The sequence below is a fragment of the Belliella filtrata genome, assembly GCF_022549775.1.
Classification (GTDB): domain Bacteria; phylum Bacteroidota; class Bacteroidia; order Cytophagales; family Cyclobacteriaceae; genus Belliella; species Belliella filtrata.
The window spans coordinates 1-19,268 of sequence record NZ_JAKZGP010000055.1 but is presented as its reverse complement, the minus strand read 5'-3'; the positions used below and the strand labels follow the sequence as shown (position 1 = coordinate 19,268).

Annotated in this window: 8 protein-coding genes; 6 read left to right on the top strand and 2 right to left on the bottom strand. The window is 38.2% G+C overall.

Going from position 1 to position 19,268, the window contains the following annotated elements; translation table 11 throughout:
- The first annotated feature begins 42 nt into the window (after positions 1-42).
- The 6 genes from MM239_RS16635 to MM239_RS16610 all read left to right on the top strand — a co-directional run bounded on the left by MM239_RS16635 (position 43) and on the right by MM239_RS16610 (position 16,492).
- Positions 43-4,173: an AAA family ATPase gene (locus tag MM239_RS16635; RefSeq protein WP_241349385.1), complete on the top strand. Its 4,131-nt coding sequence runs from the start codon at positions 43-45 to the stop codon at positions 4,171-4,173.
- Positions 4,174-4,504: 331 nt separating this feature from the next.
- Positions 4,505-7,762: a SusC/RagA family TonB-linked outer membrane protein gene (locus MM239_RS16630; protein WP_241349384.1), complete on the top strand. Its 3,258-nt coding sequence runs from the start codon at positions 4,505-4,507 to the stop codon at positions 7,760-7,762.
- A gap of 74 nt (positions 7,763-7,836) precedes the next feature.
- Positions 7,837-9,546, top strand: coding sequence for a RagB/SusD family nutrient uptake outer membrane protein (locus MM239_RS16625; protein ID WP_241349383.1), 1,710 nt, complete (start codon positions 7,837-7,839; stop codon positions 9,544-9,546).
- 311 nt (positions 9,547-9,857) lie between these two features.
- The gene (locus tag MM239_RS16620; protein WP_241349382.1) at positions 9,858-12,824 is read left to right on the top strand and encodes a glycoside hydrolase family 3 N-terminal domain-containing protein; all 2,967 of its coding nucleotides are present in this window, start codon (positions 9,858-9,860) and stop codon (positions 12,822-12,824) included.
- A 242-nt stretch (positions 12,825-13,066) separates the two neighbouring features.
- Entirely contained in the window at positions 13,067-14,629 is a 1,563-nt protein-coding gene (locus MM239_RS16615) for a S41 family peptidase (RefSeq protein WP_241349381.1), read from the top strand.
- Positions 14,630-14,680: 51 nt separating this feature from the next.
- On the top strand, positions 14,681-16,492 hold the full coding sequence (locus tag MM239_RS16610; RefSeq protein WP_241349380.1) for an outer membrane protein assembly factor BamB family protein: 1,812 nt from the start codon (positions 14,681-14,683) through the stop codon (positions 16,490-16,492).
- A 10-nt stretch (positions 16,493-16,502) separates the two neighbouring features.
- Here MM239_RS16610 and MM239_RS16605 read toward each other — a convergent pair whose 3' ends face one another.
- Complete coding sequence (locus MM239_RS16605) at positions 16,503-17,348, bottom strand: DNA/RNA non-specific endonuclease (RefSeq protein WP_241349379.1); 846 nt, start codon at positions 17,346-17,348, stop codon at positions 16,503-16,505.
- Positions 17,349-17,575: 227 nt separating this feature from the next.
- Positions 17,576-18,820 carry an NAD(P)/FAD-dependent oxidoreductase gene (locus tag MM239_RS16600; protein ID WP_241349378.1) on the bottom strand — a complete coding sequence of 415 codons (1,245 nt, stop codon included), beginning with the start codon at positions 18,818-18,820 and terminating at the stop codon, positions 17,576-17,578.
- Positions 18,821-19,268: the final 448 nt, after the last annotated feature.

Genomic DNA, 19,268 nt, shown 5'->3' with positions numbered 1-19,268 from the left:
GTTTATTTTTACTTTTATCTTAGTTCCGATTATTGAGGCACAATGAAAACTGGCAAAATAAGTAAGCGTGAAGGTCTGAGTGAAAAGAATCGACAGATTTTAGAAAAAACTGTTAATGAGATGTTGCATGGCAATCGCAACACCTGTGCAAGAGGGGTATTGATTTCAGGTTATGCTGGCTCTGGGAAAACTTATCTCATTGAAGGATTTTTGTCTGATCTGAGCTCTCGTGTTCCAGTGTTGATTCTCAGACATTTTTCTAGTCAAAAAAATGTTCCATATGCAGGATTTAGAAATGGATTGTCAAATTTTTTAAGTCAGATATATAGCAAGTTAAAAGAAGATGAGTTCAAAGATTTTTCTAAGAAATTGCTAGAGGAATTAGGGTCAGACTATGTCCTTGCTCTAGATTACTTTCCAGAGCTTTCTATCATTTCAGAGATCAACCCTCTGCCAAATCAGTTTTTGATTCCTAAGGTAGAAAACCAAGTTTATCCAATTCTGAGTAAGATTTTTAGTTTCATAAGTGATTTTTTTAGTGAGCCACTCTTTTTGTTTACAGATAATTTACAATGGATGGATAGTCCAGGTGCTAATTTCTTGAGTTTTTTGCTCACAGAACTAAAGACTGATATGCTAATCTGGATAGGAGAACAGCGGACAACATTTGATCAATCAGCCGTTTCCAAAAATATTCTAGATAGTCTGAGTTTTGAAAAACAGCATATTTTTAGATTGAATATCAAGGAATTGTACTTTGGCCAAACGAAAGCCTATATTGAGGATCAGTTAGAAGGTAAATGTGATTCGCAATTGGTTGAAACTTGTCACAGGCTATGTCAAGGAGATTTTTTTCTACTGCAGCTCATCGTAGAGAACCTCAAGAATTCTTCCCTTTTATTTCTAAAAGATGGATTGCTATATGGAGAAATATCCCAAATCAACAAAGCCTTCGAAGGGCTAAACAAACAGAATATCCTCAATATCCACATGGGTAGATTGACCCAAGATGCTCAAAGATTAGTCAATTTCGTAGCATGTGCTGGCAGTATTTCCAAAGAGTTAGTATTCAAATGGCTTGGCGAGGATCAAAAGGATTTTGATGAATTACTGGCTCAATGTGAAAGTTTTGGTCTTTTGACACTTCAAGAAGAAAAGGTCAATGTCACTCAAATGCACTTGGCCGAACTAGTCTATCAAGGAATAGATGCTGATGAGCTTGTTAGCAATCATTATCAGCTTGCAAAACTTTACCATAATCGATACTTTGAGCTAGAGGAGTCAGAAGATATAGTTCATTCAGCCAATCACCTGAACAAAGCATTGCCGGCAGTCTTGAGGCTTAAGGAGGAAAGATTAGCCGCAGAGATCAACTATAAAGCAGGCGTGGTTGCAAAAAAGCAAAAGCAAATAGAGCAGGCTAAGGAATTCTTCAAAATATGTAACATTCATCTTGGGAATTGTAAATGGGAGGAAGTGTCAGACTTGACTTGGAACTCTTTTGTTCAGCTTGCAAGGGCGGAGTATGAGCTTGGTGAGTATGATTTTGCAGAAATTCATCTTGACTTTTTGCTAGAAAGGTTCTTTTCTTTTGAAAAAAGGATCGATCCATATTTATTGAAAATCGTAATCAATAGCCACCTAGGTCGATACAGAAAAGCTTTTCAAATACTCAAAGAAAGTCTCAATGAACTGGGATTTCAAATTCCTCAAACAAAACACCGGCTCCATCAAGAATTGGATCAGCTCAAAAAGCATCTTGATAATCAGGAAAAAGCAAAATTTGTTCCGCAGAGAACTTCATTTACCATTAAGAACAACCATGTATTGAACTTGCTGTACGTTGGGGGCATGGCGCTTCATCATACATCAGACTTGATGATGACTTGGGCATCAATGAACATCATATTGATGTCAGACAAGCTTGGTACTCCTTCTGCCGTGAAGGCCATAGGCTATGTATCCTATGCAAGAATGCTGATCATATCAGGGGAGATTTCTAGAGGTTTTGAGCATGGAAAAATTGGTCTATCAATCAATCAAGAGCTTGGGGATTTGAATCTCAGATGCAGGGTATACGGTGTTTTTGCATTTTATATCAAGACATGGAAAGATCCGTTTGCAGATAGCTTTTCACTCCTCCAATCAGGCATGGAGGCGGGTAAGAGATCAGGGGATTATATAGGCCAATACATACTGAGCACTCACTTGTTGAATCTGAGATTTCTCTCTGGAGGGCCACTTTCAGAAGTTATTGATCAAGATTTCCAAAATTTATATCCTGAAAATGAGCTTACCTATTACATCACCCATTACCAAAAGAGCCTGATAGATTACCTCATGGGGAGAGATACGATTTTCTCCATTCCGAGAATCCAAGGATCCTCATTTGCAGCACAATTGACAGTCCAAGAAGAAAAGTTTTATAGGTTTTATGTTTGGGCAAAATACTATTTCCTATTTGGTTTCTATAAATTGGCAGAAAAGGCTGCAAGTGAAGCTGATCAGAATAGAAAGCTTCAGGAAGGCTCTCCATTGGTTCCTGCAAACTTATTTATCCGATTTTTGTCGATTACTCAATGTTGGTATAGTTATGACGCAGAGCAGCAAAAGAGACATATCCAAGTCTTAGATGAAATTCTAAATTCCTTCTCCCTATGGTCAAAATCTTCGCCATTGAATTATTTGAAAATATACTGCTTGCTTCAGGCCGAGATGAGTAGAATTTTGGGTAATCAATCGGAGGCATCCAAAGCCTATAGGCAAACCCTAAAGTTGATAGATCAAGATTATTTTATGGAAGGAGTGACCAAGGAATTGTTCGCAAAGCATTACTTGACATTGAATATTAATTCAAAAAAAGTTCATTCATTAATCTTGGAGTCTGTGGAAGCATTCAGTAACTGGGGGGCTGTAGCCAAGTCCAATCAACTGCTGCAACAATATCAGGCGTTTTTGAATCATGTAGACTTAGATTGGGATATTGATATTGAGACGATTCAGCAAGAGTTGAGCAGTGACCTTGAAGTTACTTCTTTGATAAGAAAACTCATGGTTCTTCTTCTGAGATTCTCGGGATCTTCAGGTGTTGTGGTGAAATTACAAAAAGAAAGAGATAATGTTTTGACTTCTAGCTCCCTTTCATTGTTGAATAACTCTGAGAAACTGGATTATCCGGAGTCATTGATCCTATATGCTCACAAGACTAAGAACCTGCTTCAGGTAGATGATATAGATCAGGAAATGCCCTCCATAGAATTAGATAGACTCAAAGAAAGGAATGTAAAAAGCTTTTTAATCTTACCAATCAATATCACAGGGTATCTTTCTATGGTGATTTATCTAGAAAACTGTTTTAAGAAAAATTGGTACTCCAAAAATCTCCTCAAATGGATAAAAATCACCTCAAATCAAGGTGCCATTATCCTAGAGAATGCCATGATCCATGAGCAGACCATTCAACTCAACAATGATATTACAAATGAGATGTATGAGAAGCAAAGGCTGGCAAAGATCATTCAGCAGCAGAGCAATGATCACCTTAAGGATCTTATGGAGATTCAAGACAAAGAAAGAAATCGCATAGCGAGTGATTTGCATGATAGCTTGGGGTCGATGCTATCCACAGTAAGGCTCAAGCTGAATGGGTTGTATGAGCAAGTAGAAAAAAATGGAGCATTCAGTGAATCAACTTCCCACAAGGATACTTTGGTCATGCTAGATGAGTCTATTGAAGAATTAAGGAGAATAGCCCATCATATGGCACCTGCTTCACTGAAAAAATTTGGATTGAAAGTAACCCTTGATTCCTTTGTTGAAAAGATAAACTCATCGGGGATTCTCAATATCGACCTTCAGATATTAGGTTTTTCAAAAAGAGTTTTTGAAAAAGTGGAGATATCAATTTTTAGAATTTGCCAAGAGTTGCTTCAAAATACCATAAAACATTCTCAGGCAACACATGCCACGCTTCAACTTATCAAGCATATAGATAGGGTGAATATATTGATGGAGGATAATGGTAAGGGAATGGACATGAATCAGATCGTACATGGTTTGGGATTTATGACCATACAATCTAAGACAAAACTACTAGGGGGAACTTTTGAAGTAGATAGCTACCCCAATCGCGGAACTACGATAATTATCGATATACCTTTGAAAGCAGAATAAGGACGTATTTTTTTAGGCAAGTAAGTACCAATTCATCGTCAACTATTCTCTGTTTGTGTTTTTTGGTGATTTGACAATATCCCTGTTTTCAGGGATGGATAGGAATGTTTTTATAGAAAAATTTACAAGATGCTAAAGTCACAGATTATTGATTAGATCTTGTGTCTAAAATGCAAAGTATTGAGTAGCAATTTGCCAAGATCAATGCAATAGTATTTGGGATACAAGATTTGAAATAAAAAAAACTAAAGTGATTATATACACCATAAAAACCTAACAATAGACCTATTAAACACACAAAATATTTAACAACTCTATAAATTAATTTCACATGAAGAAACTTTTATTGCTTAGTTCAATATGGAGTCTCAGCTTTCTATTCATCAGCATTCAGACCTTTGCCCAAGGAAGAGAGATCACAGGGGTAGTTACTTCTGCTGACGATGGGTTGACACTACCAGGAGTCAGTGTAACTGTAAAAGGTACCAGTCAAGGAGTCACAACTGACATAGATGGTCAGTTTCGAATCCAAGTCAGCAGAGGTGAGACGCTTCGATTTAGTTTCATCGGTATGATAGCCCAAGAAATCTTAATCGAAGGCCAATCAAACTTAAATGTAGTATTGGCTTCTGATACCAAAACGTTGGAAGAGTTTGTGGTGGTAGGTTACGGAACTCAGAAAAGAAGCAATGTTACAGGTGCAGTAACCACAGTAGATACGGAGGTATTGGCGTCTAGGCCAATCACAGATGTGGGTAGAGGTCTTCAAGGTACCGTGCCTGGTCTGACGATTACCTCACCAAGTGGACAGATCGGTCAAAACCCAAACATACGACTGAGAGGGATGACAGGTACTTTAAGTAATTCAGCAGGTGCTCAGCCACTTATTCTTGTAGATAATGTGGAAATCGAAAGCCTTCAGTTGATCAATCCAGAAGATATAGAAAGTATCTCAGTACTAAAGGATGCTGCCGCTTCCTCTATTTATGGTTCTCGTGCAGCGTGGGGTGTGATACTTGTTACTACCAAGACCGGTGCAAAAGGTGACAAGCCAAGAGTTTCATATTCAAATAATTTTTCATGGAATACACCAACTTACGCTCCTGAGATTGCTAATGCAGCAGATGGAGCTGAAATGGCTTTTAGAGCATTACAACGTACGAATCCTTCAACAAATGTGTTCAGTGCAGTAGGAATGGCTTTTGACCAAATTGGAATCCAAAAGATGAGAGAATGGGAAGCCACATATGGAGGTCAGAATTTAGGGCCAGAAATGGTAATGGGAAGAGATTTTGAAATCAGAGATGGCAGGTTATTTTTTTATAGATCATGGGATCCAGCAGAGTTGTTCATGAGGCAATGGACGCCTCAACAGAAACATGACGTTTCTGTATCTGGTGGAACAGAGAAGACAAAATATTACCTAGGTGCAGGCTATTTAGGACAAGAAGGTGTTTTGAAAGTGAATCCTGATGAGTTTAGTAGATATAATTTAAATTTCAGTGTAAGTACTGAAGTCAATAAGTGGTTGGAAGTAAGGGCAAAAGTTCTTTATTCTGAAACAGAATTTACTCAGCCTTTTAATTTTGCAAGTGACACCTATGATCCATGGTATTATATATTTAGGTGGCAGTCTGTTTATCCATATGGTACTTATGAAGGACTTCCTTTTAGAAACTCTATCAATGAAGTGGAGCAAGCCAAAATGAACAATGAAAATTCTACGATGTCTAGGATTAATTTAGGGACTACAATTCGCCCCCTCAAAGGTCTTAGCTTCAATTTGGATTATACATACAGTAATAATAACCGCCAATATCATCAGACAGGTGGAGTATTGTCTGCATATAACTTCTGGGCAACTGGAGCAAACTTGATTTATGAGCCATACAGTGGACCTGCGTTCAATAGAGTTCAGTATGATTCTGATTTGAGCAAAAGGAATACTGGTAGAGCTTTTGCAACATATGAACTGGACTTGGGTAAAGATCATTCTTTCAAGCTAATGGCTGGCTCTGATATCGAAACATTCGAATTTTGGTCTCACATGTCCCAAAGAAGGGACCTAATGGATCCAGATAGGGGAGAACTTTCCCTAGCTACTGGTGAGATGTTTGTGTCAGGTAGCAGAAACGAATGGGCAACTTTAGGTTTCTTCAGTAGATTTAACTATACGTTCCGCAATAAGCTATTGTTAGAACTGAATGGTAGGTATGATGGATCTTCTAGATTATCTCCTACTGAAAGATGGGCATTTTTCCCTTCCATGTCTGCTGGCTATATCCTTTCAGAAGAGCCGTTTATGCAATCAGTGGAGCCTGTGCTCTCCTTCATGAAGCTTAGAGCTTCATATGGAGCAATTGGTAATCAAAATGCTTTCCTTGGAGATATATATAGAATCATGAACTCAAGTAACTCAGGTTGGGTGATTGGGAGTGAAAATATGTTGACAGTCGCTACGCCTGGAGCATTGCCTTCAGCCTTGACCTGGGAGACGATCAGTACACTTGACTTCGGTTTTGATGCCAGGTTCTTCAAAGATAGGTTTGGAGTTACTTTTGATTGGTACAGAAGGACTACAAGTGATATGCATAGCGCAGGATTGGTACTACCGTCTTCATTTGGTACTGCTGCTACCAAGCAGAATCTTGGAGAATTACAAACCACAGGTTGGGAACTTGCTGTGGATTATAATCATAAATTTAATAATGGCTTGAGGCTATTCTCTACTGTAATGCTTTCTGATTTTAAAGAAGTGATTACAGATTTTGCTGATAATAGAGGAGTAAACTCAAATCGCCCAGGTCGTGTATTAGGAGAAATTTGGGGTTTCGAAACGGACAGATTTTTTACAGCTGAAGATTTTGTAAGAGATGCAAATGGAGAATTTGTTTTAGATAATGGCAGGTATGTAATGGTAGATGGTATCCCTGATCAATCCTTTTTTGAAAGTGGATGGTTCTTTTATGGTCCAGGAGATGTCAAATACAAGGATCTAAATGGAGATGGAAAAATAGATAGAGGAACCAACACTATCGATGATCCAGGAGATATGAAAGTGATAGGTAACTCTACCCCTAGGTATCAATATGGTATAAGGTTAGGTGCCGATTATAAAGGTTTCGATTTGAGTTTGTTTGTACAGGGAGTTGGAAAAAGAGATTTTTGGGCGAATGGACCTCTATTTGTGCCAGGTTTTAGACCAGGTGAAGCATGGTATGAGCATCAGCTAGACTATTGGACTCCAGAGAATCCTAATGCTTTCTACCCTAGACCCACGGATCATTCACAGTCTAATAACATGAGAAATTTCTTGCCACAGACTAAATATTTATTGGACATGTCTTATACAAGGTTGAAAAACGTCACTTTTGGTTATACCATACCAGCTACACTTTCAAAAAGAGTCAAGGTCGAAAGGTTAAGGGTATATTTCTCAGGTGAAAATTTATTTGAACTTGATAATCTCAACCTCCCAATAGACCCTGAGACAGAGTATACGCCAGCAGGTTTAAATGATGCAGCCACTTTCGGTAGGGTGTATCCTTTTCAGAGATCAGTTTCGTTTGGTTTACAGCTTACCCTTTGATAATTCAATTATTATCAAGCTTGTAAGATAAAACTTAAGTTTTGAGACAATTAGAAACTTTAAAATTGACAAAAATGAAAATTAAAATATTAGCAATACTATTGATATCTGTGGTTTTGGTAAGCTGCCAAGAAGATTTTCTTGAGAGACCACCTTTAGACCGTCTTACAGACGAAACCTATTGGACCAATGAATCCAATGTGAGAACATTTGCATGGGGCTTTTATCCTCAGTATTTTTCTGGATATGGCTCTGGATTCACATGGGGGAGGTTCTTTTCTGGACAGTCTTTGAATGATGATTTCGCACCAACAAGCCCAACCCAGTTTAGGTTGCAGCCAGTAACTGCTGCTTCTGGAACATATTGGAGATTCACCTGGGTACGCAAAGCCAATTTGTTTTTGAATAGGGTACAGACCGTACCTATGTCTGAAGAAGCAATCAATCACTGGTCTGGAGTCGCAAGGTTTTTTAGAGCCATAGAATATGCTCAGATTGTTCAGCAGTTTGGTGATGCACCATGGTTTGAAGATGAAGTAGATGACTCTGATTTCGAAATGCTCTACAGACCACGAGACCCTAGAGGATTTGTGATGGACAAAGTACTTGAAGATTTTGAATATGCTTCTCAAATGGTGAGACTATCAGATGGAACACCAAAGCAGACAGTAAACAAGGATGTGGTATTAGCATATATGTCTCAAATGATGCTTTTCGAAGCCTCATGGCAAAAATATCACCTTGGAGATGATCAAAAGGCCGCTAAGTATTTTGAAGCTGCTAAAAGTGCAGCCAATCAATTAATTCAATCAGGTAGATACTCTTTAGGAAATTATAGAGAGGTATTCACTTCTGTAAATTTAGCTAATAATCCTGAGGTGATTATTTTCAGACATTATGAAGCTGGACTTATAACCCATGCTTTGATGAGTTATAACAACAATGAGCCTCAAACAGGCGTTTCAAAAGACGCCATTGATGCATACCTCGCTTCTGATGGTTTGCCAATTTCTATATCACCCCTTTATCAAGGAGATAGAACTAGAGAGGCTATGTTTGCCAATAGAGATGCACGAATTAGCGAGACTTTTGTAACCGATCAATTTAGACTTAATGGTATTTCGCCAAACTTTAGTACTTCTGGCGTAGCGACTCACAAATACTTGAATGAATCTCTTAGAACCCTTCCAGAAGGAAGCTCAAACCTGAACATCATAGATTCGCCAGTGATGAGGTATGGTGAGGTTTTAGTTAATTACCTTGAGGCTGCTGCAGAGTTGGCATCTTTAGGCGGAGAACCACTTATACAAGCTGACTTAGATAAAACGATCAACATACTAAGAGCAAGACCAGGAATTGACCTGCCACCCGTTACCTTGATAGGGGATAGATTTGCTGTCAATGGTGTAGCTTATGATGATCCAGCTAGAGATCAAAGTGTATCATCCATTCTGTGGGAAGTAAGAAGAGAGAGAAGGGTGGAATTGATGATGGAAGGTTTCAGACTCAATGATCTCAGAAGATGGGCTAAGCTTGAATATGCAGATACACAGGCTAATCCATCTATCAATAGAGGTGCATGGGTTACTAGAGCAGAATTTCCAAACTTACAAAGTAGTGTAGTCCTATCTGAAGGTGAGGAAGGCTACATCATACCTGCTACTGTAGCAGCTGCACAGAGGATATTCAATAATTCAAGAGTTTATCTCGATCCTATTCCAATTGATCAAATTGCACTTTATGAAGAAAATGGCGTCACTTTGACTCAAAACGAGGGATGGTAAAATGAACATAGGTTTATTTTTTGGAGAGCTCGACAGCCACACAGGTCGGGCTCTTTCCTTTCTTATAGCAATATTAGATTTTAGACATGAGACACAAGAAGCGGGGGAGATTCAAGACGCAAGATATGAAGGGATTAGTCATGTCGAATTTACCTCACCAGAGGCAGACGAAGTGAGATATCGCCGTAATGGTCGATATAAATTGCCTTCAAAATAGGGTATTGATAAAAAAGTATTGCCGATAACCATATTGTGACATAGAAAATCCTATTTCATCACTAAATTATAACAGAATAAACCATCAACGAAAAATGAAATTTAATTTAGCTAGTATACTTTTTTTAATTTTGATCAGCCTAGGAGTCAGTAATGCTTTTGCGCAAGACAAAACAATCATCCCTCCACCTTTCAAGGGTCAGGGAAGTGAATGGGTTGCCGCCAAATTTCATTCTATGACATTGGATGAGAAAATCGCTCAATTGATAATGATCCCTGCTTATTCAAACAAGGATCAAGTTCATGTCGATTCCATATCTAGATTGGTCGAAAAATATCAAGTTGGTGGAATTATTTTTTTTCAGGGTGGTCCAGTAAGACAAGCTATCATGACCAACAGGCTCCAGGAAAAAGCAAAAATTCCATTGATGATTTCCATTGATGGAGAATGGGGTCTTGGAATGAGGCTTGATAGTACGATGAGTTTTCCTTATCAAATGTCCTTAGGAGGGATAACCGACGAAAGCCTCATCAATCAAATGGGCAAAGAAATAGCCCTGCAATGTAGAAGGGTTGGTGTTCATGTGAATTTTGCTCCAGTAGTGGACATCAACAACAATGTGAACAATCCTGTGATAGGCTACAGGTCTTTTGGTGAACAAAAAGAAAATGTCGCCAGCAAAGCAATGGCTTACATGAAGGGAATGCAGGATAATAAGGTACTTGCAAATGCAAAACACTTTCCAGGGCACGGAGATACCAATGTGGACTCCCATTATGGATTACCAGTCATTCATTTCTCCAAAATTAGAATGGAAGAAACAGAACTGTATCCATTCAAAAAGCTTTTTGATGAAGGTCTTGGAAGTGTAATGGTCGCACACATGAATGTTCCAGCTTACGATTCTACCCATAATCTGGCATCTACTCTTTCAAAACCCATAGTTACTGATTTATTGAAAAATGACCTCAATTATGAGGGACTTGTATTTACAGATGCGCTCAATATGCAGGGTGTAGCCAAATTCTATGAACCTGGAGAAGTGGATATGAAAGCACTTTTGGCTGGAAATGACATGCTTCTCAATACCATGAACGTGGAGAGGACAATCAGCGAGATCAAAAAGGCGATTAAAAAAAATGAAATTACGATAGAAGAAATCGAACACAGAGTAAAGAAAGTACTGGAAGCCAAATATTGGCTTGGTTTGGATAAATATGAACCTGTGGAACTGAAGAGTCTCTATGAAGACTTGAATAACCCACAAGCGCAAAGTTTAAATAAAAAGCTGACAGAAGCATCTATTACCTTACTCAGAAATAAAGAGGATATTATTCCAATAAAGAACCTTGGCAAGCAAAAAATTGCTGCTTTGGCTATTGGAACAGCTGAGGAAACCTCTTTTCAGAAAGGTTTGGGAAGATTTGCTGAGGTAGATCATTTCTTTATCTCTCACAATGCCAGTATAGGGGAGTTTCAAACTTTGATAAAGGAGTTGGAAGATTATTCATTGGTAATTGCAGGTGTGCATAAACTTCAAATGAGAGCTGGCGCAAGTAGGTTCGGTGTTACTTCTGAGACGAAGTTTTTTCTAAAAAAACTGATAGAGCAGAAGCCAACAATAGTGTCTGTTTTTGGAAATGTCTATAGCTTGGCGGAGTTTGATCAGCTTGCTAGAGCCTATGCTGTTATGGCTACTTATCAAGAGTCAGAGAACGCTCAAGACATTGCCTCCCAGATTATTTTTGGAGCATTGGGAGCAAAAGGGAAGTTACCAGTGACAGTCAATGCTGATTTCAAAGTCGGTGATGGACTACAGACAAGTGGAGGACTGCGTCTTGGATATTCGTTTCCAGAAGAATTTGGAATGTACTCAAGGGATTTTGAAGCGATTGAGACTTTGGTGAATGAAGCTATTACAAGTAAAGCTATTCCAGGTGCACAAGTTTTGATTGCCAAAAGTGGGAAAGTTATCTTCCATGAGTCTTTTGGTACACATACCTATGAAAGTAATGTCAAGGTAGAAAATGAGCACCTCTATGATTTGGCATCAGTTACCAAAATCAGTACAAGTTTGGCTGCATTGATGAAATTGAAAAGTGAAGGGGAATTTGATGAAAATGGGACATTGGGAGAATATCTTCCCATGGCAAGAGGCACAAACAAAGAAAATATCAAGTATGTCGATATTCTAACACATCAAGCAGGATTACAAGCTTGGATTCCGTTTTGGAAGGAGACAGTAAGAAAAAATGGTAAATTCAAATGGAATACTTTCAAATATTCCGAGTCAAAAAGATTCCCTGTACTAGCTGCACAAGACCTTTATATCCACAAGAATTATAAGAATAAAATCTATAGACAAATTTTAGACTCTCCTTTGGGTGAAAAAGGTAAGTATGTTTACAGTGATTTGTCATTTATACTTGCTCCAGAGGTTGTGAAAGCCATCTCGGGTCAGGATTTTGAAGAATACTTGCAAGAGAATATCTATAGCCACATAGGTGCCAAGTCACTAACTTTCAATCCATATCTTAAATATGATTTAAATCAAATTGTGCCGACGGAATATGATTCACTTTTCAGAAAGCAATTGCTCCATGGCACCATCCATGATGAAGGTGCTGCCATGCTGGGAGGGGTGAGTGGTCACGCTGGTTTGTTTGGAAATGCGCATGATTTGGCAAAATTGATGCAGCTCTATTTGAACGATGGAGTGTATGCTGATGAAGTGATTATTGGCAACAATGTAGTGAGTGAATTTTCAAAATGTAAATTCTGTGACGAAGGTAATTACAGAGCTTTGGGGTTTGATAGACCTAGAACTCCAGGAAGCGAAAATGGCAATGCCGCAAAAGATGCTCCAGCTTCTAGTTTTGGACATACTGGTTTCACAGGAACTTACGCTTGGGTAGATCCAGAAAATGAGCTAGTGTATATTTTCCTGTCCAACCGTGTAAATCCAACACGGGAGAACTCCAAACTTTCCCAATTGGGAACACGGACAAAAGTCATGCAGGTAGCTTATTATGCCTTGTCAAAAAGTGGTCAACTTCAATGATTAGAAAATTCAAACTTAAATAAAAGGCTTGTAGCAACTCCTTTTTGTAAAAAAACACTCCTAAATACATAGTTTTTAAATATAGTAATCAATAAATTTACAAAATGATATCACATCACAAAATTAGTTTACTTATCCTGGTGCTATTTTCTTTTGGCTTAAAATATAACGCAAATGCACAAAGCAGGGAGAAAATAGAGGATTTTGAAAAATACAAACAATTTGGATTGGTATGGGGGCTGATGAAATACCATCATCCGATTGTTAGTAAAGGAGAATACAATTGGGACAGGAAATTTGTTGAGAATATCAAAAAATTGGATGATGTTCTGACAAAAGAAGATCTCGACCATTTTTTGTTTCAGTTTATTACATCCATAGATTCTGGAAAAATCAAAGCTTCCAATAATTTTGATGGGCTGTTTATGGAGAATTATGATTATGATTGGATTGAGTTTTACAAACCTAACAATCTCCTATATGGTAAATTGAAAGATCTAAAAAGTAATACGAATATCAAAAATTATTACATATCTAATTCCAACTTTTTGTCAAAAATCCCAAAATTTGACAATGAAGTTGGATTTGAAACATTTGATTCGGATATAAAAAGCCATAGGTTGTTGACATTATTTAGTTTTTGGAATTTAATACAGTATTACTATGTCAATAAATATTTAATTCAACCAAATTGGTTTGATTTATTGGATGACTTTGTTCCTGAGTTTGCTGATTGCAAATCCGATATTGAGTATGAAAAAGTTAAGCATAAAATGATTGCCTCAATAAATGATTCTCATACTTCATTTATTTCCCAAAAATTAAATGATTTGTTGTTTTCAAAGAGACCTCCTTTTGAAATAAAATTAGTCAATGATACACTCGTGGTTACAGCATTGTTCAATGTAGATTTAACCGAAAGAGATGATATTAAACTAGGTGATCGGATTGTGAGTTTAGAGGATGAAACACCTGAACTTTATTTAAGCAATAAATTAGAATATGTAGTTTCAGCTTCTAATGATTCTTACTTAAAAAGAAATTCAATATCAGCTTTGCGTAGTGGAGAAGATTCTATTAAAGTAACTATCGATAGAAATGATACACTTACAATGAAATATATAAAGCTTCATAAAAATTTTGAAATTAAGGATTACGTGGCTTTACCTACTTTTTTATACGGGGAAAAATGGGGGGTAATTGATGAAAATGTAGGTTATATCAACTTGCATTCTATTACAAAAAAAGAAGTGAAAAGTGCATTCAAAGATCTGTCTAAGACCCAAGGAATAATATTTGACTTAAGAAATTATCCAAAGCATGACATCTTAGATGAGATATCAAAAAATATTTATCCAGAAAGGAAAAAGTTTGTACAAGCATTGGCTCCAATTACCAATAGACCTTCTTTATCGAAAATATTTAATTCTCCTTTTAGGGCTATAGTGGATCCATATAAAAGTGGTAGAAAAAACTCCAAATTTTATGATGGGAAAGTAATTTTATTGGTAAATCATTCTACACAAAGTAAGGCAGAATTCATTGGTATGGCTATCCAAGCAGCCCCAAATTGTGTCACCGTAGGAGACACAACATCAGGTGCTCTAATGAATGTTGCAATATTTACTTTGCCAGATTTGTCTGAAATTCTTTTTACAAGTTTAGGAGGCTTTTACCCGAATGGGGCGGTAGTACAAGGAAAAGGTTTGAATATTGATTACTATGTACAAGAAACAACTTCAAATTTTGTTCACGATCAGTATATCCTAAAAGGAATAGAGTTGATAAAATCCAGCGATAAATAACCTCATACATCCATGCGTATATTTCCAATAAAATTTGCTTTAACGATTTTAATGATTTTTTTGGCACTAGGGTCCTATGGCCAAGATTTCAAATTTGCTCTTGTCACAGACTTGCATATCGGATCTCCAAATGGGGTGGCTGAAGAAGATCTACAAAGGACGGTGGAAGATATCAATAAGCAGACTGATTTGGATTTTGTACTGCTGACAGGTGATATTACCGAGATGGGTACAGAAGAGGAAATTGCCACGGCAAAAGCGATTATCGTCCAATTGAATATTCCATACTACATCATTCCTGGAAATCATGACACTGGCTGGTCAGAGTCAGGAGGGGTAGGCTTTATCCAAGCTTTTGGCGATGACAAATTTGTCTTTGAGCACAAAGGATACAAATTTATCGGGACTTCTTCAGGGCCATATGTAAGGATGTCTGATGGGCATATTCCTCGGGATGCTGTCGTTTGGATGGATTCGGTGTTGCGTGCTACGCCCACAGATCAACGAATCATCAATGTGAATCATTATCCACTAGACAATGCGCTTGATAATTGGTATGAAGCGACTGATAGATTGAAAAATTACAATACGCAATTTTCTGTCTGTGGGCACGGTCATAATAACAAAGTGTATGATTTTGAGGGGATTCCAGGGGTTATGAGCCGCTCAAATCTTCGTGCAAAGGATGAGGTTGGAGGTTACCAGTGGATCAGTATTAAATCCGATACCGCTTATTTTCAGGAAAGAAATCCAGGAGTAGGAACCAAAGACACTTGGCATAAGATAGCATTGGGTAAAAGGGAATTTGATCCAAATCAAGTTTACAATAGACCCAGTTTTGACATCAATGAAAAGTATCCAAATGTTAAGAAAAGGTGGTCATCCCATTCGGATGCCAATGTGATTTCAACTCCGGCCCATAAGGATGGGAAGGTGATTTTTGGAAATGCAGTAGGGAAAATCGAAGCATTGGACAAGAATACTGGAGAGGTGATTTGGTCATTTGAGACTGATGGCGGAATTTTTTCTTCACCGGTGATTTCATATGATTTGGTGATTATGGGTTCTGGGGATGGCAATGTATATGCCTTGGAACATGCTACTGGCAATTTGGTATGGAAGAAAAGTTTTGAAAAGGCCGTATTAGGTTCTCCTGAACTGTATGGTGATGTTGTTTTGATCGGGGGAAGTGACGGTACGTTTAGATCCATCGATGTAAATACGGGGACAGAGAATTGGACTTTTGAAGGAATCTCGGGACCTGTGGTCAGTAAGCCTTTGATCTATGACAACATGATTGTTTTTGGAGCTTGGGATAGGCATTTATATGCTTTGAACGTTGAAACAGGGGCCTTACTTTGGAAGTGGGATAATGGTTCGTCAAATAGAATGTACTCTCCTGCCATGTGTATTCCAGTGGCTCATGAAGGTGTTATTTACATAGTAGCTCCAGATAGATTTTTGACAGCGATTGATTCCAAGTCAGGGAAAACTATGTGGCGAACAAATGAAGCTACCGTGAGAGAGTCTATTGGAATTTCAGATGATGGTGGCTTGATCTATGGAAAGACAATGAATGATGAAATTGTAGCATTCAAAACAGGTGAATCCGAAGCGAAGTTAGCTTGGAGAATGGATTGTGGATTTGGCTACGAGCATGTTCCATCTATGCTGATTGAAAAAGAAGGAAGGGTTTTTTTCGGGACCAAATCAGGAGTAGTTTATAGTATTGATCCTAAAACTCAAGAAATCAACTGGGTTCATAAAGTAGACAATTCGATGGTCAACACAGTTAATGTTATTTCAGGGAATAGCCTAATCGTGGCGACTATGGATGGGAAGGTTGAGCTGCTCGAGTTTTGAGAATGAAATGTTAGTCCCCAAACCAATATTTCAGGTCAAACTTGCTTTCGGCCTGAGCTTCTTGCTTTGTGTCAAGCAATGGGAAAAAGTTGATTCTCGTAATCATTTCTACGCTATCTATCGTTACTGCAAATTCACTTAATTTGCCACTAGCAGTCTCATTTCTCATAAGAAACCCAATGCCTTGATTGCCTCTTTTATCCATTACCACTTTGAAAAATAGTTCAGGGACCCCAATATTGCTAGTGCTCATAGAGTTCATTTGCTCACTCAATACAGGGCCTGTTACAACAAAAATACTGTCTTTTTCAGAAGCAAATCTCCGAATTTGCTCTTCTAACCTTTTCCAAATACCTCTATTGAATCCAGGCACTTGTGGGCTAGCATTGGTTAAGTAAAAGCTGTCGTACATGCTCTCCGCACTGTAGGCCATATCTGCTGCAGGAGCAAGATGACCCCTGTCATATCCAGAGTTTTTGTAAGCAGCATCCCTAGGGCTATAGTCCCCAAGCCTCCGATCCATTCTAAAGTTGCTAGACCTTTCTTCTCCTGAACCAAGGTTTGCACGGCAGAGCATATAGCTTACCCACTTGGCATTTCGGCTAGCTGTGTCGAATTCCAAAATGAACCCATTGTAATCCAGGAGCCTATCCACGTCCTGTACTTCAGGTACGAAATCCCGAAAAGCTTCGCTGACAAAAGATAGGTCAATCTGAGATTCTTCAAAAATAAATCCTGAATTTGAGTGAACCTCTGAATTTGCCAATGGCTTGGGGCTTACTCTGGATATTGGCTCAATTGTTTTGCAATTGGTAATACAAACTAAAAGCAGGATGATCAGTGCTGCCCGTTTCATTTCTTTCAAGTTTTTCTGTTTGGTGTCGAAAGTAAAGATAAATTGGGAGAAACTAAGCTTATCCAGACAACCTTTTTCATTCAAAATATATGATTACCTTAGAATTCTTTTTTAAGAATTTGAAAGATGACGAAGTGGGTTCTTTGGGGATGACCTATAAATTTTTAAAGGTCATCCTGCCTTATGACATCTTTTGGAAGTTAGAATCAATTAATAAATTTCTTCCACTAATACCTACCCACCCCAAATGCATCAATTAAGATTTCTTCGGATTCTTTTTGGTGGATTTGGGTGAGGAGTTTTCCAGTGGCTGGAGCCATGGAGATGCCCATCATACCATGACCAGAACCGACTAATACATTTTCCAGACCAGGTGCCAGACCGATGTATGGAAGCCCATCTGGTGAGCAAGGTCTAAGTCCTTTCCAAATTTGCTCGGGTTCAGGGAATTTGGCCTGAAAGTCTGGATAGTACCTATTGATTGATTCATATATTCCCTTGACACGATTTAGGTTGACTTTTTCATTGACCCCAGCTATCTCCATAGTCCCACCAAAGCGGATCTGTGGACCGTATGGACTTACTGCAACTTTTGTCTCTGTCAAAATCGCTGCTTGCTGGATCTCTGGTTGGTTTTCTTGGATAAAACTATAGCCCTTTCCTCCCATCATGGGTAACCTAAATCCCAACATCCCTGCCAATTCACCAGTCCAAGCTCCTCCACAAAGTATAAACTGTGATCCATCTATAGTACCTTCATCTGTGATTACCGAAGTCACTTTTCCACCTGATTTTTCAAAACCTCTGACATGAAGGTTAGGCTTGAAGGCCACTCCTTTTGCAATAAGATGTTTTTTCAAAAAGGTGTACAAAGCTGCTGGTGACAAGTGTGCATCACCTGGAAATAGGACTGCTCCTCTAGCATTTACCTCAAGGTTTGGCTCAATCTTCTCAATATCTGTAGGGCTTAATACCTCTGCTTCCAAGCCATGTTTTCTAGCTAACTGTGCAAATTCAATTTCCTCTTTTTCCACCTCGGCAGTTTGATAAAGCATCATTAGCCCCTTCTCTGCCAATTCCAAATTTGCATCTTCATGCTGGAGTTTGAAATCATGATAGAGACTCTTACTGAGCAAACTGATATTTTTCAAAAAAGGAATACTCTTTTCCACATGTTTGACATTGGCAGCTTTATAGAATAGCCATGACCATTCTAGTAGTTTTCTGTCTAGTCTTGGGTGAATATAAAAGGGACTTTTGGAAGAAAACATCCACGAAATCCCCTTGCTGATCATTCCTGGGGCAGCCAAGGGGATGATATGACTGGGTACGATCATTCCGGCATTACCTGTGGAGGTGTTGGACTTCAAGTCGCCCTTGTCAATGACGATGACTTCAACGCCTTGCTTCTGCAGGTAGTAGGCTGTAAATAAGCCCACAATGCCGCCGCCGATGATGATGGTTGGTCTCATTTTTTTTTGTACAATGGATCAAGTACCAAGTACAAAGAACTTGGTGCTTAGGTTTTTGATGGTATTGATAGAGAAAGATAAACGTCTTGGTTATATATTTTTGGCTTCTTTCAATCTACGAATATAAGGCTTATTGGAAAAATAGAGTTGGAATGGATTGACGAAAAATGGTATTGGATTGATGGAAGTTGTGATAGCTCCTTGTCGGTTTCACAATAGTTTTCTGGTTTGGAAGTAAGAATATCGGATAATATATCAATTGTGATATTAAATATACCCCATTATTAATCTGCTGTAGTAGTAAAAGTATTTAATATTATTATCCAATGTCGTTTAGTTAAGGATTAAATTGGTTTATAATTCATATAATGAGGTTTTTTTGGCTTTTTGAGCCTGGGTAGCTTTCTACCTGGTCTTTCAACTTCCCGAGTTTTGTAGACTAAATCAT

What these genes read in the sequence shown, in the direction of transcription:
- MM239_RS16635 (WP_241349385.1), top strand. Translation starts at nt 43, where the DNA reads ATGAAAACTGGCAAAATAAGTAAGCGTGAAGGTCTGAGTGAAAAGAAT.
- MM239_RS16630 (WP_241349384.1), top strand. Translation starts at nt 4,505, where the DNA reads ATGAAGAAACTTTTATTGCTTAGTTCAATATGGAGTCTCAGCTTTCTA.
- MM239_RS16625 (WP_241349383.1), top strand. Translation starts at nt 7,837, where the DNA reads ATGAAAATTAAAATATTAGCAATACTATTGATATCTGTGGTTTTGGTA.
- MM239_RS16620 (WP_241349382.1), top strand. Translation starts at nt 9,858, where the DNA reads ATGAAATTTAATTTAGCTAGTATACTTTTTTTAATTTTGATCAGCCTA.
- MM239_RS16615 (WP_241349381.1), top strand. Translation starts at nt 13,067, where the DNA reads ATGAAATACCATCATCCGATTGTTAGTAAAGGAGAATACAATTGGGAC.
- MM239_RS16610 (WP_241349380.1), top strand. Translation starts at nt 14,681, where the DNA reads ATGATTTTTTTGGCACTAGGGTCCTATGGCCAAGATTTCAAATTTGCT.
- MM239_RS16605 (WP_241349379.1), bottom strand. Translation starts at nt 17,348, where the DNA reads ATGAAACGGGCAGCACTGATCATCCTGCTTTTAGTTTGTATTACCAAT.
- MM239_RS16600 (WP_241349378.1), bottom strand. Translation starts at nt 18,820, where the DNA reads ATGAGACCAACCATCATCATCGGCGGCGGCATTGTGGGCTTATTTACA.